Here is a 21,060-nt window from a genome sequence, read left to right as displayed (position 1 = left end):
GGTGGCGATCTCGCGGGTCGCCGGCCGGGTCAGGCGGCGGCGCGGCGGTCGGCGGCGAGGTGCAGGACGGATTCGGCGAGGGCGCGGATGCCGCGGGCGACGTCAGCGGTGGAGACGTCCTCGTCGGGGTGGTGGCTGATGCCGTCGGGGTTGCGCAGGAACAGCATCCCGATGCCGGTGAGACCGCCGAGAGCCATGCCGTCGTGCCCCGCCCGGCTGAAGATCGCGGGCGGCTCGTCGGTCACCTCGCCCGCCGCCGCGCGGATGCCCTCGCGGACGACGTCCTGCAGCAGCGGCGCGCAGGCGACCGCCGCGGCGTTGTGGATCTCGCGGTGCTGCCAGCGCAGTCCGCGACGGCCCATGATCTCGTCGAGCTCGGCGGTGAGCCGCTGCCAGACGCGGTCGCGCTCACCATCGAACTCGCCCCGCAGGTCGAGGGAGAACTGCACCTCGCCGGGCACGATGTTCACGCCGCCCGGGAACGCCTCGAACTGGCCGACCGTCCCGATGATGTGATGCTCGGCCCGGCAGATCCGCTCGACCGCGAGAGCCGCCTCGGATGCGCCGAGCAACGCGTCGCGCCGCATGTCGTAGGGCGTCCCGCCGGCGTGCCGCGCCTCGCCCTCGACCGACAGCAGAAAGCGTCGGGCCGAGGCGATCGACGAGACGACGGCGAGCGATTCGCCGCTCCGGTGCAGTTGCGGACCCTGCTCGATGTGCGCCTCGAGGTAGCCGACGAGCTCGTCCGACCGACGGGCCGCCTCGCCGACCCGCCCGGGGTCGAGGCCGAACTCCCGGAAGGCCTGGGCCAGGGTCGTCCCCTCGACGTCGGCGAGGTCCCACCACCCGTCGTCCCAGACACCGCCGACCGCCGACGACCCGAGCAGCGCCTTGCCGAAGCGCGTGCCCTCCTCGTCCCAGAACGCGGCGACCTCGAGGGCGAACGGCAGGGGCGACCGCCACGACGAGCCGTCGTCGTCGGCGGGCTCGCGCAGCATCCGCACGACCTCGATCCCCATCAGGACACCCACGATGCCGTCGTAGCGCCCGGCGTCGGCCACCGTGTCGAGATGCGAGCCGATCATGAGCGCGGGCTCGTCGCCGGCGGTGTCGAGTCGGCCGATCTGATTGCCGGCGGCATCCTGGCGCGTGGTCATGCCGACCTCCCGCATCCATTCGGCGGCGAGACGGTTGACACGGGCGTGCTCGGGCGAGAGGTAGACGCGCTCGATCCGGTCGGGGGCCGCGCTGATGCGCGCGAGATCGTCGCAGCGCGACATCACCCGTCGTGCCGCGTCGGCGATGCGTTCGGGCGATACGGGGAGCAGAGCGGATGCCACGACTCAATGTCCCCGGTAGACGTCCGCTGCCGCCTCGACCCCTCCGGCGACCGGCACGGCGGCGCCGTAGCGGCGCAGCACCGCCTCGAGCGCCGAGAGGGTGGTGAGCACGGCGTCCTGCCGGGCGTTGTAGCCCATCGTCCCGATGCGCCACACGCGTCCGTGGAGCGGACCGAACGACGTGCCGATCTCGATGCCGAAGTCGGTCAGCAGCGCTGCGCGCGCCTCGTCGCCGGGCACTCCGTCGGGGATCTCGACGGCCACGACGTTGTTCATCTTGTGCGCGATGTCGCCGAAGACGGTGAGGCCGAGCGCCTGCACGCCGGCGAGCATCGCGGCGCCCGCGAGACGGTGGCGCGCGATCACCTCGTCGCGCCCCTCGAGCAGCAGCACGCGGGCGCATTCGCGCGCCCCGTAGAGCATCGACGTCGCCTCGGTGTGGTGGTTGAGACGGCGCGGCCCCCAGTAGTCGAGGATCATGCCGAGGTCGAAGTAGTTCGACCGCACGAAGTCACTCGCGTCCGGATCGCCGGGCTCGCGGATGCCGGCTTCGATGCGCGCCCGCGACCGCACGACCTCGACGGCGCGCTCGCTGAGGGTGATGGGCGCCGATCCGCTCGGTCCGCCGAGGCACTTCTGCAGCCCGGCGGTGGCGGCATCCAGGCCCCAGTCGTCGGCGTCGAACTCGTTGCCGCCGAGCGAGGCGGTCGCGTCGGAGTAGAACAGCACCCCGTGCTTCGCGCAGATCGCGCCGATCTCGTCGAGCGGCTGGTTCATGGTCGTCGACGTGTCGCCCTGCACGAGCGCGAGCAGCGTGGGCTTGACCCGCACGACGGCCTCTTCGATCGCGGCGGGCGTGAAGACCTGCCCCCACTCGGTCTCGATCGTGTGCACCTCGGCGAGCGCGCGCTCCGCGATCTCGGCGAGCAGGTGCCCGAAGCGTCCGAAGATCGGCACGAGCACACGGTCGCCGGGCCGGACGAGCGAGACGATCGCCGCCTCGATGCCGGCGCGGCTCGTGCCGTCGACGAGCATCGTGGCGTCGTTGCGCGTGTTCCAGACCGCACGGTAGAGCTCCTGCGTCTCGGTCATCGTCCGCGTCATGAACGGGTCGTACTGGCCGACGAGCGCGGCCGACATCGCGGTGAGCACGCTGGGGTACGCCGAGATCGGCCCGGGGCCCATGAGCAGGCGAGCGGGCGGGTCGATGGGTCCGGGGATCTGAACGGTCGGGTTCGTCATGGCGTGTCCATCCGGGGGTCGAGGAGCGAGAACAGGCGGCGGGCGAGCCGCACGAGGGCGAGGTCGGTGCCGGCGCGCGAGACGAGGCAGACGCCGACGGGCGCCGGTCCCAGCGGCGACGGCACGGTGAGCAGGGGCACCGAGATCGCGGGGAGCCCGGCGACGGCGGCCGGCGTCGTCATCCGCAGTGTGTCACGGCGCAGCAGGTCGAGCGCCTCGCCGCCGGCGGTGCGCGCAGGTGCGGCTCCGGGGACGGTCGGCAGCAGCAGCACCGCGTCGTCGACGACGGCACGCAGGCGGTCGGCGAGAGGGGCGAGGGCGGCGCGCGCCCGCTTCTCGTCGTCGGGTGTCACGGCGGCGGCGGTGCGGAAGCGGTCGGCGACGGCGGCTCCCACCGCGCCGGGATGCTGCACGAGCCAGTCGCCGTTGTTGCGCCAGGCCTCCGCGCCCTGCACGGTGCGGAACGCGTCGAGGTAGGCGTCGAGGTCGCCGATCGACACGCGGCCGACCGAGACCGCGGCTCCCGTGGCCGTGACGCGGTCGAGCAGCTCGGCGAACGCGCGTCGGGTGGCGGGCTCGGCGGCGGCGAGGATCTCGTCGGGCACGAGGAGGCGCGTCGGCAGCTCGTCGTCCGGCTCGCCCTGCACGCTCTCGGTCGACTCCGAGCCGGTGTACCCGAGGCACCACTCGGCGACGCGCTCGAGCGTCGAGCCGTCGCGGGTCAGCCAGCCGACGGTGTCGAAGCTCTGCGCGAGGGGCAGCATGCCCTGCCGGGGCACGAGGTCGTGCGTGGTCCGCAAGCCCCAGAGCCCCTGGTACGAGGCGGGTACCCGCACCGATCCGGCGGTGTCGGTGGCGAGGGCGACATCGGCATGCCCGGCCGCGACGGCGGAGGCCGGCCCGCTCGACGAGCCGCCCGGGAGCGCTCCGGGCAGCGCGGCGTTCGGCGGCGTGCCGTAGTGAGTGTTGTCTCCGGCGACGGAGTAGGCGAACTCGTCGGTGCGCGCGATGCCGCGCAGCGACGCTCCGCCGCGCAACAGGTCGCCGACCGCGGGCGCCGTGGTCGTCTCGGCGCGGGCCGAGGCGAGGAACGTCGGGTTGCCCGCCCCGATGCGGTAGCCGCGGATCGCGAAGAGGTCTTTGACGGCGACGGTCAGCCCGGCCAGCGGACCTTCCCAGGCGCCCTGGTAGAGCGGGTCGCCCACGGTGCGCCAGATCGACCGGTCGAACGCCTGCGGCCGCGGGGTCACGTGTGCGGCGGTGATGAGCCAGCGACCGTCGATGCGCTGCCAGAGCTGGGTCTGCAGGCCGGTGCCACCTGCGGCGTAGCGGGAGACCGAGATCAGCAGAGCGACGTCAGGGGCAAGCGGCCGGTACTCGATCCGCTCGATCTCGCGCGCCGCGACCCCGCCGCGCGCCCCGCGGAATGCGCTGATCGCATCGTGGCCGACGAGCAGGCCCCCGGCATCCGCCCGCATCGTGCCGGGTCCGGGGGCGAACGCGGCGTCGAGCGCCGCGAGGTCGTTCTCGACGATGGCGCGCTCGTAGTCGGCGAACGCCGCCGCGAGATCGGCGGGCATGCCGCCGGCCGGGGCGCCGTCGCTAGGCGCATCGCCGTGGGCGCGACCGGTCACGACGCATCCTCGCCGACGGCGACGAGGGTGCCACCGCGAGAGAGCAGCCGCCCGCCCGGAACGCCCGCGGCATCCATGGCATCGGCAACATCGACGCCGGCCTCGAACACGACCTCGCCTCGGAGCCAGGTGCGGCGCACCCGTCCCGTCAGCACGCGGCCGTCGTAGGCCGAGATCGGGTTGCGGTGACGCAGCTCGCGCGCGTCGACGTGGACGACGTCGTCGGGTGCGAAGACGGTGAGGTGCGCGGGCGCGCCCACGGCGATGCGCCCGACGGCGAGGCCCGCGACGGCAGCGGGTCCTGTCGTGAACAGCGGCAGGATCGTCTCGAGCGGGATGCCGCGCTCGCGCGCCTCGGTCCAGACCGCCGACAGCCCGACCTGCAGTCCGGAGATGCCACCCCAGGCGAGCCCGAAGTCGCCGTCGCCTGCGCGCTTGAGGTCGACGGTCGAGGGCGAATGGTCGCTGACGATCGCGTCGATCGTGCCGTCGACGATGCCCTCCCACAGGAGGTCGCGGTTCGAGGCCTCGCGGATGGGCGGGCAGCACTTGAACTCGGACGCGCCGTCGGGGATCTCCTCGGCGATGATCGTGAGGTAGTGCGGGCAGGTCTCGACCGTGAGGTCGACTCCGTCCGCGCGGGCCGCACGGATGGCGGGCAGTGACCGGGCGTCGCTCAGGTGCAGGATGTGCGCCCGGCCGCCGGTCGCGCGCGCGGCCTCGATGACGGCGTCGATCGCCGACGCCTCGCTCGTCGCCGGGCGCGACGCGAGAAAGGCGTCGTATCCGCGGCCGAGCGCGCCGTCGGCACCGAGCAGCTCGGGGTCCTCGGCGTGCACGATGAGCCGCGAGCCGAGCGCCGCGATCTCGCCCATGGCCTGGCGCAGCTGAGCACGGTCGAGGTGTCCGAACTCGTCGACGCCCGACGGCGCGAGGAAGCACTTGAACCCGTAGACGCCGGCCTCGTGCAGGGGGCCGAGCTCCCCCAGGTTCTCGGGCACCGCCCCGCCCCAGAACCCGACGTCGACGTGCGCGGATGCCGCGGCGGCGGCACGCTTGACCTCCAGTGCGCCGGCGGTCGTGGTCGGCGGGATGGAGTTCAGCGGCATGTCGACGATCGTCGTGACACCGCCCGCCGCCGCGGCCCGCGTCGCCGAGCCGAAGCCCTCCCACTCGGTGCGTCCGGGCTCGTTGACGTGCACGTGCGAGTCGACGAGCCCTGGCATCAGCACAGCGTCGGCGGCGACGCGCACCTCGGCGGCGTCGGCGACGGCGGCGTCCTCGTCGAGCATCGCGACGACGAGGCCGTTCTCGACGACGACGGCTGCGGGGACGAAGGCCGTGCCGTCGAAGACGCGGCCGGCGCGCACGACGAAGCGGGACGGGGACGATGCGGTCACGAGATCTCCGGGCGGGGTCGGGGGCGAGGAACGACGGCGGGCGCGCGATGCGCAGAGCCCGATGTCAATATAAAGCTATGGGTTAACGCAGCCGCGGCGGTTACCCCGATGTAACGCTCTCGTGACGACGCGGCGGGGCGGCGTACTCCTCGCGCTTGCTCGTCCCCACCCGCATCCGCACCATCGCCGACGCGAGCCCGACCGCCGCGCCGACCCCGTCGACCACGGGAACGCCGACGCGCTCCGTCAGGGCGTGGCAGAGATCGGCCATCCCGGCGCAGCCGAGCACGATGACGTCGGCCCCGCCCGCCACCTCGGCGGCGCACAGCGCCGCGATGCGCTCGAAGGCATCCGACCCGGTGTCCTCGAGATCGAGCACCGGGATGCCGGAGGCGACCAGCGAGGCGCAAGCCGACGTCATCCCGTAGCGGGCGAGCAGATCGCGCGCCCGGCCGAGCGTCCGGCCGAGCGTCGTGACCACGGCGAACCGACGACCGGACAGGGTCGCGACGTGCATCGCAGCCTCGGCGATGCCGATGACGGGAACGTCGACGAGCTCGCGCGCGGCGTCGAGTCCCGGGTCGCCGAAGCACGCGATGACGTACGCGTCGCTTCCGCCGACGGCGAGGTCGGCCTCGATGATGTCGACGACCGAGCGGGCGGCGGTGATCTCGTCGAGATGGCTCTCGATCGCGGCCGCGCCGTCGGTCGGATGCGCGGCGACCACCTCGACCCCGGGCCCGGCGACCTCCCGGGCGGCGACGGCGATCTTGTCCGTCATCGCCCGGGAGGTGTTGGGGTTGATCAGCGTGATCCTCACGCGGCGCCCTCCGGCGCGGACTCGGGCAGGGTGCCGTCCGAGATGCCCTCGGTCTCGCCCGCGAACGTCGGGACCTGCGGGTCGAGCCGCTCGAACACCACGAACGCGGCGAACGCGAGGCCGCATCCGATGAACCAGGTGAAGTTCCCGATCCACGAGACGTCGAACAGCCCCATATCGGCGAACGTCTTGGGCAGGATCGCGAGCAGGATCGTCGGGATGCCGGCCACGAGGAGCGTCTTCATCGCGTTCGGGTTGTACCCCTTGCGGTACCAGTACGCCCCGCTCTCGCTCATCGTGAACATGTCATCGGTGCGGATCCGCTGCTTGGCCGCGATGTAGTACCCCGCGATCAGCAGGCCGAACAGCGGGCCGATGAGGGCCGCGAGGATGCCGAGGGAGTAGTGGATGGCGGTGGCGTCGGAGTACCAGTTCCAGGGCGTGAGGAACACCGATCCGACCGCGGCGATCATGCCGCCCATGCGCCACGAGATCTTCTGGGGCGCGACGTTGGAGAAGTCGAAGGCGGGCGCGATGAAGTTGGCGACGATGTTGATGCCGACCGTCGCGGTGACGAAGGTCAGCCCGCCGAGCAGGATCGCGAAGGGGGTGTCGATCGCCTCGACGGTGTGGATGGGGTCGAGGAGCAGCTCGCCGAACACCGGCACGGTCGCGGCGGCGGTGAGCACGGTCAGGATCGAGAAGAACAGGAAGTTCACCGGAAGGCCCCAGAAGTTGCCCTTCTTGACCTGGCTGAACGAACGGCCGTACCGCGCGAAGTCGCCGAAGTTGAGCATCGGGCCGGCGAAGTATGCCACCACGATGCCGACCGCCATGGCCATGAGGCCGAGGGTGCCCCAGAGGTCGTGCGGCGCCGCCGCCGGGTCGGAGAGGTTCAGGTCGATGTTCTCCCAGCCGGCCTGGCTCACGAGGTACACCGCGAGCACGATCATCACGACGTAGACGGCGGGGCCGGCCCAGTCGATGAAGCGGCGGATGACCTCCATGCCGTTCCAGAACAGCGCGACCTGGGCGACCCAGAGGATCGAGAAGGAGATCCACCCGAGCGCCGAGAGCCCGAGGAAGCCCACGTCGAGCAGCGCCGCGGAGCCGGGGATGAACTTCAGGAAGATGATGTTCAGCGACTGCGCCGCCAGGAAGGTCTGCACGCCGTACCAGGCGATCGCGATGATGCCTCGGATGATCGCGGGGATGTTCGCGCCGCGCACCCCGAAGATGGCGCGGTTCACCACGGGATAGGGCACGCCCGTCTTCTGACTGGGCTTGGCGACCATGTTCGCGAAGACCTGCACGATCACGATGCCGACGACGAGAGCCACGAGCACCTGCCACGCGGCGATGCCGAGCGCGAAGAGCGACCCCGCCGTGACGTAGCCGCCGACCGAGTGCACGTCCGACATCCAGAAGGCGAAGATGTTGTACCAGGTCCACCTCTGCTTGCGGAGCGGGGCGAGATCCTCGTTCGAAAGTCGGGGGTCGTAGCCCCGATCGGGAACCGTCGTCTCGGCGGGCAGGATGTTCGGAGGAGCGGTCATGGCGTCGGAACCTTCCAGGAGGGGATCTGGAAAGTGAAGCTATGGGTTAATCGATCCCGGCGGGTTTCGCTGATGTAACGACGGTGTGAAGTTGGAGCTTCACAGCGGTCGCGCTCGGACGCCGCCGCAGCCCGTTTAGACTCGGCGGCATGTCAGAGCTCGCGCTGGGGACCGGGACCGAGGTGGGCGTCCGGCTGCGCGAGCTTCGGCGGCAGCGAGGGATGTCGGCACGCGCCGTCGCCGCCGCGCTGGGCATCAGCCCCAGCGCGGTGTCGCAGATCGAGCGCGGCGTGCTGCAGCCGAGCGTCTCGCGGCTGCTCGCCATCACCGACGCCCTCGGCGTGCCCCTCGCCGCCGTCTTCGAGAGCGGTGGCGAGGCCCCCGCCGCTGCGCTCGCGGCGGAGATCGACGGGTTCTCGCTGGTCCGCGCCGCCCAGGCCACGACGGTCGAGCTCGGCGACGGAGTGACCTTCCGCCGTCTGTCCCCCGGACCGAGCCCGGGAATCGACTACTTCCAGTCGACCTATCCGCCCGGGTCGTCGGCCCACCGCGACACCGACCTCTTCCGGCACGACGGGTACGAGGTCGGCACCATGCTCTCGGGCGAGCTGACGATCGATTTCACCGATGAGCGGGTCGTGCTGCGTCCCGGCGACACGATCAGCTACCCGTGCTCGCGACCGCACCGCATCCACAACGACGGCGACGAGACCGCCGTCGCGACCTGGCTGATCGTCCACGGGCCCGCGTGAGCTCGGTCGGACGCCGGCGCGCGCGAGGCGCCGGGGTCTCAGCGCCCCGTCGCGCCGTCGACCGGCCCCGTCGACCCGACGACCGTGAGCCACGTCGCGACCGCGACGCTGTCGGTGCGGTTCGCGACGCGGTGCGGTCGGGATGCCGCGAACGAGAGCGACTCGCCCGGGCCGAGCTCGACCTCGCCGTCGGCGAACTCGAAGGTGAGCGTCCCCGTCACGACGAGCCCGCTCTCGTAGCCCGCGTGAACGAGGAGGCCGCCGTCGGCGCTCGAGCTCGCGCCCGGCGGGTAGGTCGATTCGAAGTGCTCCACGCCACTGATGGGCACGGGCGTCAGCCGCCGGTAGGTCACGCCGCCGCCGAGGTGCGCCGTAGTCTCGGTGCCGACGCGGGCGACGAAGACGCCGGGGACGGGTTCGTTCAGCTCGCCGGGGGCATCGGCATCGGGGATCACCGCGACGGCGTGATCGTCGAAGATGACCGACACCGGAGCGCCCAGCACCCCGACGAGCTCGACGAGCCGGTGAACCGACGGCTGCATCGCACCCGTCTCGATCTGCGACAGGGCGCTCGCCGAGATGCCCATCTCCTGCGCGACCGAGGCGAGGGAGCGCCCCGTCCGGGTGCGCAGCGCCCGCAGGCGGCGCCCGATCGACGCGGGAAGGTCGGGCTCGGCGCGCTGCGGTTCCACGGCACGATGATATGTAACGCGGGAGAAACGCGGTGACAGTACCGTGACGCGCATGCACCTCGACGAGTTCCACGCCCTCAGCGCGGACGATGCCCGACGCGTCGTCGCCGTCTGGGCCCCCATCCCCCGCTGGGTCGAGACCCTGGTCGCCGGGCGGCCTTACCGCGACGTCGCGGAGCTGGGCGCCCGGGCGCGGGCCGAGGCGGCGCACTGGAACGAAGACGACCTCGATGCCGCGCTCGCGCATCATCCGCGCATCGGCGCCCGCGTCGACCAGCCGGGTGCCGAGGGCGACGCGTCGCGATCCGAGCAGGCCGCGATGCGGTCGGCATCCGATGACGACGCCGCCGCGATCGCGGCGGGCAATCGGCGCTACGAGGAGCGGTTCGACCGTGTCTTCCTCATCCGGGCGGCCGGCCGGACCCCGGGCGAGATGCGCGCCGAGCTCGAGCGGCGCCTCGGCAACGACGACCGCACCGAGACGGCCGAGGCCCTCGGCCAGCTGGCCGAGATCGCGCTGCTCCGCCTGTCGCAGACCGTCACCACGGAGGCGCCGGCATGACCCACCTGACCACTCATGTGCTGGACGCGGCGACCGGCACTCCCGCTGTCGACGTGGCGATCGAGCTCGCCGACGCCCGCGGAACCGTCATCGCGACGGGCTCGACCGATGCCGACGGACGGCTCGCGCTCGGGCCCGACCGGCTCGAGCCGGGAATCTACGCGCTGACGTTCGACACGGGCGGGCACTTCGCCCGGGCCGGCACCGCGACCTTCTACCCGTCGGCGACCGTCAGCTTCACCGTCGGCGACGAGCCCCACCTGCACGTGCCGCTGCTGCTGAGCCCGTTCGCGTACTCGACCTACCGCGGCAGCTGAACCCCGCGCTCACGCACCTTAAGCGCTGGCTTAACAAGGTCGTTACACGGCCTTCACCTCGCGAGCGATCGGAAACCGTTGAATGACGGCAGTCCTCTGCACCGCCGTCCTCCTCCGATCGGAACCCCATGCGCGCACGTTCACCCCGCGTCGTCCTCCTGGCCGCCGTCTCCCTCGCCGCCCTCGTCCTCGCCGGCTGCAGCTCCGCCGGCGACGACGCCGCGGGCGATGACGGCGTCGAGACCGTCAAGGTCGGCACCCTGCGCGGCCAGCCGCACTTCTACCAGCCGTTCCTCTACGCCGACCACGCCGTCGACGGCGTCGAGTTCGAGGTCGTGACGCTCGACACCACCCCGGCACTCTCCGACGCGCTCGTCTCGGGCAGCATCGACTTCGCGATCACCGGCGTCACCCCGACCATCTCGTCGATCTCGCAGAACCGCGACCTGCGCATCGTCGCGAGCGCCGCCGACGGCGGGTCGGGCTTCATCGGCAACGGCGAGACCTCCCTCGCCGAGCTCGCGGGCTCGCAGATCGGCATCGTCCAGGGCTCGGCGCAGGAGGTCGCGCTGCGACTGCTCATCGACGAGGCCGGCATGACACCCGACGACTTCGAGCTCACCCCGATCCCCGTCCCCGAGATGGCTTCGGCCTTCGCGAGCGGCGACATCGACGCCTTCATGGGAGTCGAGATCGGCGTCTCGATCGCGAAGGCCGCCGGCGGCACCGAGGTCGTCGACCCCTACTCCACCCCCATCGGGCGCGTGAACATCGGACTCGTCACGACCGGCGAGCTGATCGAGGAGAACCCCGAGCTGGTGCAGCGAGTCGTCGACACCCACGCCGCGACGACGGCCTACATGGCCGACAACATCGAGGAGTGGCTGCCCAGCATGGTCGAGGAGTTCGGCGGCGACGAGGAGGTCCTCACCTCGGCGCTCGAGAACTTCTGGCTGCGGTCGGACCTCTCGGACGAGTACGTCGGCCAGCTCGAGGCCCTCGCCGGAGCCATGGCCTCGATCGGCCTGATCACCTCGACGCCGACCGCCGACACGATCGTCGACACGAGCTTCGCCGACTGACCCGCGGGGAGAAGCACCATGACCGACACCGTCCCGTCCGGGCGCACCGACGACGCAGCCGTCGTCGCCGGTGCGCCTGCGAGCGCACCCGTCCGGCGCCGCCCGCCGGCACGCCGACCCAACCAGCGGGCAGCTCTCTACCGGTTCCTGCTCGGCCTGCCGGTGCCGTTCCTCTTCGTCATCCTGTGGCAGATCGGCCGCGACCAGGAGTGGGAGATCCCGCTCATCGGCATCCGGATGGCGTTCCTGCCGACGCCCGCCGAGGTCGTGACGTCGCTGTGGGACTACGGGTTCGGCGGCGTGAACGACGACGCCTTCTCGGGGGACCTCTGGGTCAACCTCGGCACGTCGGCGCTGCGCGTGCTGGTCGGCTTCGCGATCGCCGCGGCCATCGCGATCCCCCTCGGGATCGTCATGGGCCGCTCGTACACGATGGACGGCCTCTTCGACCCCTTCATCAACCTCTTCCGCCCCATCCCGGCGACGGCGTGGGTCCCGCTGGTCGGGCTGCTGATCGGCTGGGGCGACCAGGCGACGATCTTCCTCATCGCCCTCTCGGCGTTCTTCCCGATCGTGCTGGGAGCCATCAGCGGGTCGAAGGAGGTGCCGCAGCGGCTGGTCGAAGCCGGCCGGATGCTGGGCGCCCGGCGCAGCGAGATCCTGACGCAGGTGGTCGTCCCCGCATCGGCGCCGTCGATCATGAACGGCCTGCGGGTCGGCCTCGGCATCGCCTGGGTCGTGCTCGTGCTCGGCGAGTCGGTGGGGGTGAACGTCGGCCTCGGGTCGGCCATCATCCTCGCCCGCGACGTCGTGCGCACCGACATGGTCGTCGTGGGGATGGTGGCGATCGGCGCCGCCGGCTTCCTCTCCGACCGCATCCTCGTCGGGGTCTTCCGTCTCGCGACGCGCGGCCGACCCCTCATCAAGTGACTGGAGCGACGATGACCGACATCATCTCCCCCGCGGCGGATCTCGCCGCCGACACCTCGGCCTCCGTCGAGATCGTGGATCTGGGCAAGCGCTACGGTCCCGAATGGGCGGGCACCCAGGCCGTCGCCGGCGTCGACCTGAGCATCGCCTCGGGCGAGTTCGTCGCGATCGTCGGGGCCTCCGGATGCGGCAAGAGCACGGTGCTGCGCATCCTCGCCGGCTTCGAGGAAGCAAGCAGCGGCTCGGTCTCGGTCGGCGGCGCCCCGGTCACGCGTCCCGGGCCGGATCGCGGAGTGGTCTTCCAGGACTACGGGCTGTTCCCGTGGCTCACCGTGCGCGAGAACATCGCGTACGGCCCCCGGCGCCGGCGCCTCCCCCGTGCGCGGGTGAACGAGCTGGTCGACCGCTTCCTCGCAGCCGTCGGGCTGACCCGGTTCGCGGCCAAGTACCCGGGGCAGTTGTCGGGCGGGATGCAGCAGCGCGTCGCGATCGCACGCGTGCTGGCCAACGAGCCCCGCGTGCTGCTCATGGATGAGCCGTTCGGCGCCCTCGACGCGCTGACGCGTTCCGACCTGCAGGCCGAGCTCAAGCGCATCCACCTCGAGACGCGCACGACCGTCGTCTTCATCACCCACTCGATCGAGGAGGCCGTCTTCCTCGCCGACCGGGTCGTCGTGATGACCGGTGGCGCGTCGCACGGGGTGCCGGGGCACATCAGTCGCATCGTCGAGATCGACCTGCCCCCGCAGCGCGACATCCTCTCGCCGGCGTTCACCGAGTACAAGCGCATCATCTCCGACCTCGTGCACGAGCCGGTGGCGGCGGCATGAAGGTCATCGTGATCGGCGCCGGCGTCGGCGGTACGAGCGCCGGCATCGCCCTGCAGCGGCTCGGCCACGACGTCGTCGTCTACGACCGGATGCGCGAGAACCGGCCGGTCGGCGCGGCGCTGTCGCTCTGGTCGAACGGCGTGAAGGTGCTCAACTGGCTGGGAGTGGGGCCGGAGGTCGCGGCGCTCGGCGGTGCGCTCGACCACATGGCCTACCGCGACGGCATCACGGGCGAGGAGCTGTGCCGGTTCTCGCTCGCGCCGGTCGAACAGCAGACCGGGCAGCGCGCGTACCCCGTCGCACGCGCAGACCTGCAGAACCTGCTGATGGAGCGGTTCGGCACCGACCGGATCCGGCTCGGCATGCAGCTCGTCGGCATCGACGACGACGGCACGACCGTCACCGCGACGTTCGCCGACGGCACCACCGATACCGCCGACATGCTCATCGGCGCCGACGGCGCCCGGTCGTTCACGCGCGACTACGTCACCGGCGCCGACGAGCCGCCGATCGAGCGGACGTACGCCGGGTACACGAACTACAACGGACTCGTCGCGTTCGACGGACGCATCGGGCCCGACGACCAGTGGACCACCTACGTCGCCGAGGGCAAGCGGGCGGCCGTCATGCCGATCGCCGGCGGACGTTTCTACTACTGGTTCGACATCCCGCGCCCCTCCGGCGAGGACGGCGACGCCCTCGCCGAGCTGCACGAGGCGTTCGCGCACTGGGCCCCCGGCACGCGGGCGCTGATCGAGGCGATCGAACGCGAGGGCTCGCTGAACCGCGTCGAGATCTGGGACATCGACCCCTTCGACACCTGGACCCGCGGACGCGTCGCGATCCTCGGAGACGCGGCGCACAACACGACGCCCGACATCGGACAGGGCGCATGCTCGGCGCTGGAGGACGCCTTCGCCCTCGGCATCGCGGTCGCGACCGACACCGTGTCGGTCGAAGACACGCTGCGGCGCTATGCCGCGTCGCGCGTCGAGCGGGCCGGTGACCTCGTGCTGCGGGCCCGCGCCCGCGCGGCCGAGACGCACGGCGCCGACCCGGAGGTCACCGCGAATTGGTATCGGGGCCTGCGCGGCACCGACGGGGCCGGCATCATCCGCGGCATCGTGGGCAACATCGCGGGCAGCCCGATCAACCTGGGGGCCGGCGTGCTCTGACGGCGCCCCGCCCGCGAGGGCGCGAGCGAGGTCAGACGCGGAAGATCGTGTGCACCGGACCGCAGACGTCCTGCCCGCCGAGCTCGGTGAGCTCCATCAGCACGGCGGTCCCGACGGTCCGGTGGCCGAGGCCTTCGAGCAGGCGCTGGGCGGCACGCAGGGTTCCCCCCGTGGCCAGCACGTCGTCGACGAGCAGCACGCGGGTGCCGCGGGGCAGGTCGTCCGCCATCTCGATCGTCGCCTGACCGTACTCGAGGTCGTACGAGACGGATGCCGCCGGGCGCGGCAGCTTGCCCGCCTTGCGGATCGGCACCATGCCGACGCCGCTCGCGGCGGCCACCGCACCGGCGATGAGGAATCCGCGTGCCTCGACGCCGGCGACGACGTCGAACTCGCGGGCGAAGGGCGTGATGATCGCGTCGATGACGGTGCGCAACGCGGTCGCGTCGGCGAGCAGCGGCGAGATGTCGCGGAAGAGGATGCCCGGTTCGGGGAAGTCCGGGATGAGCGCGATGAGCGACTCGGCGTGCTCGAGGGGGTCGGAAGTCACCGAACCACCCTAGGCCTGTTTCGAGAGGCCTCCGACGGTGACGACACGACTGCAAGCGCTTGCACTAGAGTGAGCGCCATGACCTCCTCCTCCGTGGACACGGCGGCATCGACCCTCGCCCCGATCGGGATCTCCCGGCCCGGCGCCGAGTGGTGGCGCACCGCCGTCATCTATCAGATCTACCCCCGCTCGTTCGCCGACGCGTCGGGTGACGGCATCGGCGACCTCGCCGGCATCACCTCGCGCCTGGGCGACCTCGCCGACCTCGGCGTCGACGCCGTCTGGCTCAGTCCCTTCTTCCGGTCGCCGCAGAAGGATGCCGGGTACGACGTCTCCGACTACTGCGACGTCGACCCGCTCTTCGGCACGCTCGCCGACTTCGACACCATGCTCGCGGAGGCGCACGACAGCGGCATCCGGGTCATCGTCGACCTCGTCCCCAACCACTCGTCCGACCAGCACGCGTGGTTCCAGCAGGCTCTCGCCGCCGAACCCGGCAGCCCCGAGCGCGCGCGCTACATCTTCCGCGACGGCAAGGGCGAGAACGGCGACGAGGCTCCCAACAACTGGGAATCGGTCTTCGGCGGCCCCGCCTGGACCCGCACGACGAAACCCGACGGCACGCCGGGCCAGTGGTACCTGCACCTCTTCGACTCGACCCAGCCCGACTTCGATTGGTCCAACCCCGAGGTGGGCGACGAGTTCGAGCGCATCCTCCGCTTCTGGCTCGACCGCGGGGTCGACGGTTTCCGCGTCGACGTGGCCCACGGACTGGTCAAGTCCGACGGTCTGCCCGACTTCGTGCCCGCCGAAGACGCCGGATCGATGGGCGGCGACAGCCTCGATGTCCCCTACTGGGGCCAGGAGGGCGTCCACGACATCTACCGCCGATGGAACCGCATCCTCGCCGAGTACGAGGGCGACCGGGCCCTCTGCGCCGAGGCGTGGCTGCCCACGGTCGACGAGACCGCTCTGTGGGTGCGCCAGGACGAGATGCACCAGGCGTTCAACTTCCCGTACCTGCAGACCGAGTGGGATGCCGACCACCTCACCGAGGTGATCTCCGAGTCGCTGCGCGCCTTCCCCGCCGTCGGCGCGCCGGCCACCTGGGTGCTGTCGAACCACGACGTCGTCCGCCACGCCTCGCGCCTGGCGCTGACGGCCGAGAACCCCCAGGGCCACGGCCTCGGACCCGACTCCCCCGGCCAGCCGGACCCTGTCGTGGGCCTCGCCCGCGCCCGCGCCGCGACGACGCTCATGCTGGCCCTCCCCGGCTCGGCGTACCTGTATCAGGGCGAGGAGCTCGGGCTTCCCGAGGTCGTGCACCTGCCCGACGACGCTCGTCAGGACCCGACCTGGTTCCGCACCGACGGCGAGCGCTACGGCCGCGACGGATGCCGCGTCCCGATCCCGTGGGAGGCCGACGCCCCCGGCTACGGGTTCAGCCCCACCGGCGCCTCGTGGCTGCCGCAGCCCGAGGAGTGGCACGGCCTCGCTCGTTCGGCGCAGGACGGCGACCCCGCCTCAACTCTGACGCTCTACCGCGAGCTCCTGGCGGCGCGCCGCCGGCACGACCTGGGAACCGGATCGCTCGAGTGGGTCGATCTGCAGCTCGGCGACGACGTCGTGGCGTTCCGCAACGGTGACGTGCTCGTCGTCGCCAACACCGGGACGGATGCGGTCGCACTGCCCGCCGGTGAGATCCTGGTCTCAAGCGTCGCCGGCCCCGCTGAGCGCGCTGGAGGCGGCTCCGAGCTGCCCGTCGACGCGGCGGTCTGGATCCGCGCGAGCTGACGAGAGGAGCGGGGGATGGTCGGCATCGACGACGTCGCGCGACGCGCCGAGGTCTCGACGGCGACCGTCTCCCGCACCCTCAGCGGCCGTGGTCCGGTGTCGCCCGCGACGCGCGAGCGCGTGCTGCGTGCGGCATCCGACCTCGGCTACGTCGTCTCGTCGGCGGCCTCGAGCCTCGCGTCCGGACGCACGCGCAACATCGGTGTGCTCGTTCCGATCCTGGACCGCTGGTTCTTCTCGCGCGTGCTGACGGGCATCGCCGCGACACTCCAGCGCGACGGCTACGACGTCGCGCTGTACGCCCTCACCGCCGAGGCCGACGAGCGCCGCCGGGTGTTCGCGACGTCGCTCCGGCGTCAGCGGGTCGACGGGGTGATCGTCGTGTCGATGGCGCTCGCACACGACGAGATCGCGCAGCTGGGCGACCTCGGCCTGCCGGTCATCGCGATGGGCGGGCAGCTGGCCGGCCTGCGATCGCTCACCGTCGACGAGATCGAGGTGGCCCGGACCGCGACCGAGCACCTGCTCGGCCTCGGGCACCGCGACATCGCCCATATCGGTCTGCATCCGCAGTTCGAGGGCGACTTCCACATCCCGTCGCAGCGTCGCCGCGGCTTCGAGGCGGCCTTGGCCGAGGCCGGTCTCGCACCGCGGACCGATCGCTTCGCCGCCGCGGACTTCACGATGGCCGGCGGGCACGACGCTGCGACGCGGCTGCTCCGCGACGCGGAGGCACGACCGACGGCGATCTTCGCAGCCTCGGACGAGATGGCGATCGGCGCGATGCTCGCGGCGCGGGAGCTCGGGCTGCGCGTGCCGGAGGACGTGTCGGTCATCGGGGTCGACGGCCACGACCTCGGCGGGTTCTTCGGGCTCACGACGGTCGACCAGTTCCCGGGGCGGCAGGGCGAGCGCGTGGCCTCGGCGATGATCGCCGCCCTGCGCGGGGCGGCGTCCGAGCCCCCGGCCGACCTCGACTTCGCCCTCGTGGAGCGGTCGAGCACGGCCCCACCCGCCTGAGTCGGGGCCCGAGGCGGCCGGGGCCGCGCCCACGCCGGGGCCGCGCCGGCGCCGATACATTCGTCGGACCCGCGGGGCCGGTGGGGTCCGGACGCCGCGTGCACACGACACCAGCACCGCGCATCCGACAGCTGTATCGCCCCGGGCTCTGCAACGGCCCCTAGGCGGCGCGCAGGCGGCCTCCCGTAGGCTCGAAGCATGGCCTTGGACCTCGACGCCCTCTACACCGACCTGCACCGGCACCCGGAACTGTCGTTCCAGGAGACGCGGACGGCCGCTGTCATCGCGGCTCGGCTCAGCGAGCTCGGTCTCCCGTACGAGGAGGGCGTCGGCCGCACCGGTGTCGTGACCGCGATCCGCAACGGAGACGGTCCCGTCGTGTGGCTCCGCGCCGACATGGACGGCCTGCCCGTTCCCGAGCAGACTGGCCTCGATTACGCCTCCACGGCGCGCGGCGTCGACCCTGCCGGCAACGACGTGCCCGTCATGCACGCGTGCGGCCATGACATGCACGTCACGGCACTGCTCGGCGCCCTCGAGCAGCTCGTCGGGACGCGCGACGAGTGGTCGGGAACCGTCGTCGCCGTCTTCCAGCCCGCCGAGGAGTACGGCGCCGGCTCGCAGGCGATGATCGCCGACGGCGTGCTCGACCGCTTCCCGAAGCCCGACATCGTGCTGGGCCAGCACGTCACCCCGCTGCCCGCGGGTGTCATCGGTGTGCGACCCGGCACGCAGATGGCGGCGTCCGACGGCCTGACCGTCGTGCTGCACGGCCGCGGCGGACACGGCTCGCGCCCGCATTCCACGATCGACCCGGTCGTGATGGCGGCGGCGACCGTCATGCGGCTGCAGACGATCGTGTCGCGTGAGGTCGACCCCCGCGACGTGGCTGTCGTGACGGTCGGCTCGATCCACGCCGGCCTGAAGAACAACATCATCCCCGCCGAGGCCAAGCTCGAGCTCAGTCTGCGATACCCCGACGACGAGGCCCGCGAGCGCGTCCTGGCGAAGGTCGAACGCATCGTGCGCGCCGAGGCCGCGGCATCCGGCGCCGAGACCGAGCCGACCATCACGACCGATCACACCCTGCCGCCCACGATCAACGACCACACGGCGACCGCACGCCTGACCGCCGCCTTCGAGCGCGCGTTCGGCGAGGGCAGCGTCGTCGACCCCGGCATGTTCACCGGAAGCGAGGACGTCTCGTGGTTCGCGCGCGAGGCCGGCGTTCCGCTCGTGTTCTGGTTCTGGGGCGGCGTCGACCCGCAGAAGTTCGCGGATGCCGTCGCGGCGGGCACCGTCGAGCGCGACATCCCCACCAACCACTCCCCGTTCTTCGCGCCGGTCATGCACCCGACGATCGAGCGCGGGGTCGAGAACCTCGTCGTGGCAGCCAAGGAGTTCCTCGCATGAGCGACCCCAACGACCCGTTCGCCGATTTCGAGCCCTACGAGCCGCCGGCCAAGCCCGAGCGCGCGAAGCGCGAGAAAGCACCCCGGGAGCCCCGCGAGCCCCGCGAGCCCCGGGAGCCCCGCGCGAAGAAGCCCCGCGCATCGCGCGAGCCCGGTCCCAAGCGCGAGAAGGGGGCGGGGACGCCCTCCGTCATGGCGGGCTGGCCCGACGAGCCCCTCGCGCCGCGTCCGGCCGAGCCGAGCAACGGCGGCGGCGGCGGCGGCGGCGATCGTCGTCTGCTCGTCATCCTCTCCAGCATCGCCGGACTGCTGGTCGTCGCAGTCGTCGTGGTGTTCGCGATCTACCTGACGCAGCAGTCCCAGCGTCAGGAGCCCGCGGCCGACCCGGTGCCCACGGCTCCGGCGACGCAGTCGATCCCGCAGCCGTCGGCGACCCCGCAGCCGTCGGAGAGCCCGAGCGCCCCAGCAGCGACCTCCGGCGTCGCGGTGACCGCCGACGGATTCACCATCAGCGACGCGAGCGGTTCGACGGTCTTCACGCACGCGTGGGCGGATGACGCGGCCCCGGCCGTGGCGGCGCTCACCGAGCTCTTCGGCGCGGCGCCGACGGAGGACTTCCAGAACGGCGACGCGGAGAACTACGCGTATCGGATCTACGCGTGGGAGGGCTTCCGGCTCTACGACGTCTACCTCAACGAGAGCAACCGTCCGCGATCCGAGGTCCCGGCACCGACGTTCATCTCCTACGACTCGGACATCGACGTGCCGGTGACCGACGACTTCGGCGTCGGGCTCGACATGTCGGCCGACGAGGTCGCGGCGCTCGGTCCCGACTCCGGTCAGGGCGGATCGTTCGTGTTCGGCTCGGATCGCAACACCTTCTACCAGGACGGGCAGCGCCGCTTCGGGGCAGCCGTCACGGTCGAGGGCAGCAAGGTCACCGTCACCTACACCTTCCGCGCCGGCCGCTGAGTCTGCCGCGGGTCGGCCGCGGGGCGGGCCCGTGCCGCGATCCAACGGATCGTCACCGACGCGCCGCGGCGCGGCATCCGTTCCCGGCGCGCCGTGACCGATTCGTTGCATCCGTGCACCGCTTCGCGATGCCGCCGGCGGTGACTCCGCTGCCAGGATGGCGGTATGACCACAGCGACACCGCGGCGGCCCCTCATCGTGCTCTCGATCGTGGCGGCGGTGCTGCTGGTCCTGGCGGCGGTCGCGGTTTTCCTGCTCACGCAGCGTGACGACGAGCCCGCGGCGGCACCGTCCTCTCCGTTCCCGACCAGCGCCGCACCGGCGCCGACACCCACGCCCACGCCCACGCCCACGCCCACGCCCACGCCCACGGATGCGGCTCCCGTCGCGGCCGAGATCGTCATGGCGGCGACCGGCTTCACGATCCTCGCCGACGACGCATCGACTCTCCTCGAGTTCCGCTGGCGCGATGAGGTCGGGCCCGCCGTCGCCGCACTGACCGAAGCCTTCGGTGCCGAGCCCGAGCTCGGCGTCCAGACCGGAGACGGCACCCACTTCCCCGACTACACGATCTACGACTGGGCCGGCTTCACCCTGTACGACATGATCTTCGTCGACGGCAACAAGCCGCGAGATGAGTACGGCATCCCGACGTGGGTCAGCATCCGCGCGAACGAGGTTCAGGCAGTGCCCATAACGCCTGAGTTCGGGCTCAGCATCGGCTCGGCCGCGGATGCCGTGCGCTCGAACGGTCCCGACGACGAATGGTCGATGCCTGGCGACGGCGAGCTGCGCTTCGTCTTCGACATCGACCGAACTGATTTCCTCTCACCCGACGGCGCGGTGCGAGATCTTTCGTACAGCGTGTTCGCGGACGCGACCGAAGGCGTCGGCGTCACCGACATCCTGTACCGCCCCTACAGCGGGCTCTGAACCGAACGCGGAAACACGGTTCGACAACGCTCTGGTGACGCTCGGCG

General features: G+C 71.9%; 20 protein-coding genes. 12 read left to right on the top strand and 8 right to left on the bottom strand.

Annotated features, from left to right (window positions below; translation table 11 throughout):
- Nucleotides 1-29: 29 nt before the first annotated feature.
- The 6 genes from C1N74_RS00860 to C1N74_RS00835 all read right to left on the bottom strand — a co-directional run bounded on the left by C1N74_RS00860 (nucleotide 30) and on the right by C1N74_RS00835 (nucleotide 7,992).
- Nucleotides 30-1,340 (bottom strand): Zn-dependent hydrolase, encoded by a 1,311-nt coding sequence (locus C1N74_RS00860; protein ID WP_258317961.1) that lies wholly within the window; start codon nucleotides 1,338-1,340, stop codon nucleotides 30-32.
- 3 nt (nucleotides 1,341-1,343) lie between these two features.
- Nucleotides 1,344-2,582 carry an alanine--glyoxylate aminotransferase family protein gene (locus C1N74_RS00855; protein WP_071918741.1) on the bottom strand — a complete coding sequence of 413 codons (1,239 nt, stop codon included), beginning with the start codon at nucleotides 2,580-2,582 and terminating at the stop codon, nucleotides 1,344-1,346.
- Nucleotides 2,579-4,216: an AtzH-like domain-containing protein gene (locus C1N74_RS00850; RefSeq protein ID WP_258317960.1), complete on the bottom strand. Its 1,638-nt coding sequence runs from the start codon at nucleotides 4,214-4,216 to the stop codon at nucleotides 2,579-2,581. The genes C1N74_RS00855 and C1N74_RS00850 overlap by 4 nt, the downstream gene beginning before the upstream one ends.
- A complete protein-coding gene (allB, locus tag C1N74_RS00845; protein ID WP_258317959.1) occupies nucleotides 4,213-5,616 on the bottom strand; it encodes an allantoinase AllB in 1,404 nt (467 codons plus the stop codon). Before allB ends, C1N74_RS00850 begins: the two co-directional genes overlap by 4 nt.
- A 100-nt stretch (nucleotides 5,617-5,716) precedes the next feature.
- Nucleotides 5,717-6,436, bottom strand: a complete 720-nt coding sequence (locus tag C1N74_RS00840; protein WP_023953163.1) for an aspartate/glutamate racemase family protein — start codon at nucleotides 6,434-6,436, stop codon at nucleotides 5,717-5,719.
- Nucleotides 6,433-7,992, bottom strand: coding sequence for an NCS1 family nucleobase:cation symporter-1 (locus tag C1N74_RS00835; protein ID WP_137749769.1), 1,560 nt, complete (start codon nucleotides 7,990-7,992; stop codon nucleotides 6,433-6,435). Before C1N74_RS00835 ends, C1N74_RS00840 begins: the two co-directional genes overlap by 4 nt.
- Before the next feature lie 149 nt (nucleotides 7,993-8,141).
- On the opposite strand from C1N74_RS00835, the gene C1N74_RS00830 reads away from it, so the two are divergent.
- Entirely contained in the window at nucleotides 8,142-8,744 is a 603-nt protein-coding gene (locus C1N74_RS00830; protein ID WP_023953167.1) for a helix-turn-helix domain-containing protein, read from the top strand.
- A 38-nt stretch (nucleotides 8,745-8,782) separates the two neighbouring features.
- Here C1N74_RS00830 and C1N74_RS00825 read toward each other — a convergent pair whose 3' ends face one another.
- Complete coding sequence (locus C1N74_RS00825) at nucleotides 8,783-9,436, bottom strand: helix-turn-helix domain-containing protein (protein ID WP_023953168.1); 654 nt, start codon at nucleotides 9,434-9,436, stop codon at nucleotides 8,783-8,785.
- Between the two features lie 52 nt (nucleotides 9,437-9,488).
- Here C1N74_RS00825 and uraD point away from each other — a divergent pair, with 52 nt between their 5' ends.
- The 6 genes from uraD to hpxO all read left to right on the top strand — a co-directional run bounded on the left by uraD (nucleotide 9,489) and on the right by hpxO (nucleotide 14,332).
- Nucleotides 9,489-9,998 carry a 2-oxo-4-hydroxy-4-carboxy-5-ureidoimidazoline decarboxylase gene (uraD, locus tag C1N74_RS00820; RefSeq protein ID WP_036305327.1) on the top strand — a complete coding sequence of 170 codons (510 nt, stop codon included), beginning with the start codon at nucleotides 9,489-9,491 and terminating at the stop codon, nucleotides 9,996-9,998.
- A complete protein-coding gene (gene uraH, locus C1N74_RS00815) occupies nucleotides 9,995-10,315 on the top strand; it encodes a hydroxyisourate hydrolase (protein WP_023953170.1) in 321 nt (106 codons plus the stop codon). The genes uraD and uraH overlap by 4 nt, the downstream gene beginning before the upstream one ends.
- A 128-nt stretch (nucleotides 10,316-10,443) precedes the next feature.
- Entirely contained in the window at nucleotides 10,444-11,397 is a 954-nt protein-coding gene (locus C1N74_RS00810; protein ID WP_103841677.1) for an ABC transporter substrate-binding protein, read from the top strand.
- An 18-nt stretch (nucleotides 11,398-11,415) separates the two neighbouring features.
- Nucleotides 11,416-12,327, top strand: a complete 912-nt coding sequence (locus tag C1N74_RS00805) for an ABC transporter permease (protein ID WP_137749767.1) — start codon at nucleotides 11,416-11,418, stop codon at nucleotides 12,325-12,327.
- An 11-nt stretch (nucleotides 12,328-12,338) separates the two neighbouring features.
- The gene (locus tag C1N74_RS00800; protein ID WP_137749766.1) at nucleotides 12,339-13,157 is read left to right on the top strand and encodes an ABC transporter ATP-binding protein; all 819 of its coding nucleotides are present in this window, start codon (nucleotides 12,339-12,341) and stop codon (nucleotides 13,155-13,157) included.
- Entirely contained in the window at nucleotides 13,154-14,332 is a 1,179-nt protein-coding gene (hpxO, locus tag C1N74_RS00795) for an FAD-dependent urate hydroxylase HpxO (protein ID WP_088379676.1), read from the top strand. The genes C1N74_RS00800 and hpxO overlap by 4 nt, the downstream gene beginning before the upstream one ends.
- Nucleotides 14,333-14,363: 31 nt before the next feature.
- On the opposite strand, the gene C1N74_RS00790 is transcribed toward hpxO, so the two are convergent.
- Nucleotides 14,364-14,882, bottom strand: coding sequence for an adenine phosphoribosyltransferase (locus C1N74_RS00790; RefSeq protein ID WP_023953175.1), 519 nt, complete (start codon nucleotides 14,880-14,882; stop codon nucleotides 14,364-14,366).
- 78 nt (nucleotides 14,883-14,960) lie between these two features.
- Here C1N74_RS00790 and C1N74_RS00785 point away from each other — a divergent pair, with 78 nt between their 5' ends.
- The 5 genes from C1N74_RS00785 (at nucleotide 14,961) to C1N74_RS00765 (ending at nucleotide 21,013) form a co-directional block, all read left to right on the top strand.
- Entirely contained in the window at nucleotides 14,961-16,676 is a 1,716-nt protein-coding gene (locus tag C1N74_RS00785; RefSeq protein ID WP_137749765.1) for a glycoside hydrolase family 13 protein, read from the top strand.
- Between the two features lie 15 nt (nucleotides 16,677-16,691).
- Nucleotides 16,692-17,696, top strand: coding sequence for a LacI family DNA-binding transcriptional regulator (locus C1N74_RS00780; RefSeq protein WP_137749764.1), 1,005 nt, complete (start codon nucleotides 16,692-16,694; stop codon nucleotides 17,694-17,696).
- 198 nt (nucleotides 17,697-17,894) lie between these two features.
- Nucleotides 17,895-19,109 (top strand): amidohydrolase, encoded by a 1,215-nt coding sequence (locus C1N74_RS00775; protein WP_023953179.1) that lies wholly within the window; start codon nucleotides 17,895-17,897, stop codon nucleotides 19,107-19,109.
- Nucleotides 19,106-20,080 carry a hypothetical protein gene (locus tag C1N74_RS00770; RefSeq protein ID WP_137749763.1) on the top strand — a complete coding sequence of 325 codons (975 nt, stop codon included), beginning with the start codon at nucleotides 19,106-19,108 and terminating at the stop codon, nucleotides 20,078-20,080. Before C1N74_RS00775 ends, C1N74_RS00770 begins: the two co-directional genes overlap by 4 nt.
- A 165-nt stretch (nucleotides 20,081-20,245) precedes the next feature.
- Nucleotides 20,246-21,013 (top strand): hypothetical protein, encoded by a 768-nt coding sequence (locus C1N74_RS00765; protein ID WP_137749762.1) that lies wholly within the window; start codon nucleotides 20,246-20,248, stop codon nucleotides 21,011-21,013.
- Nucleotides 21,014-21,060 lie beyond the last annotated feature (47 nt).

The organism is Microbacterium sp. SGAir0570, assembly GCF_005491085.2.
Lineage (GTDB): Bacteria > Actinomycetota > Actinomycetes > Actinomycetales > Microbacteriaceae > Microbacterium > Microbacterium arborescens.
Note: the sequence above shows the minus strand (reverse complement) of the source record. Positions and strands in the feature narration are given on the sequence as shown.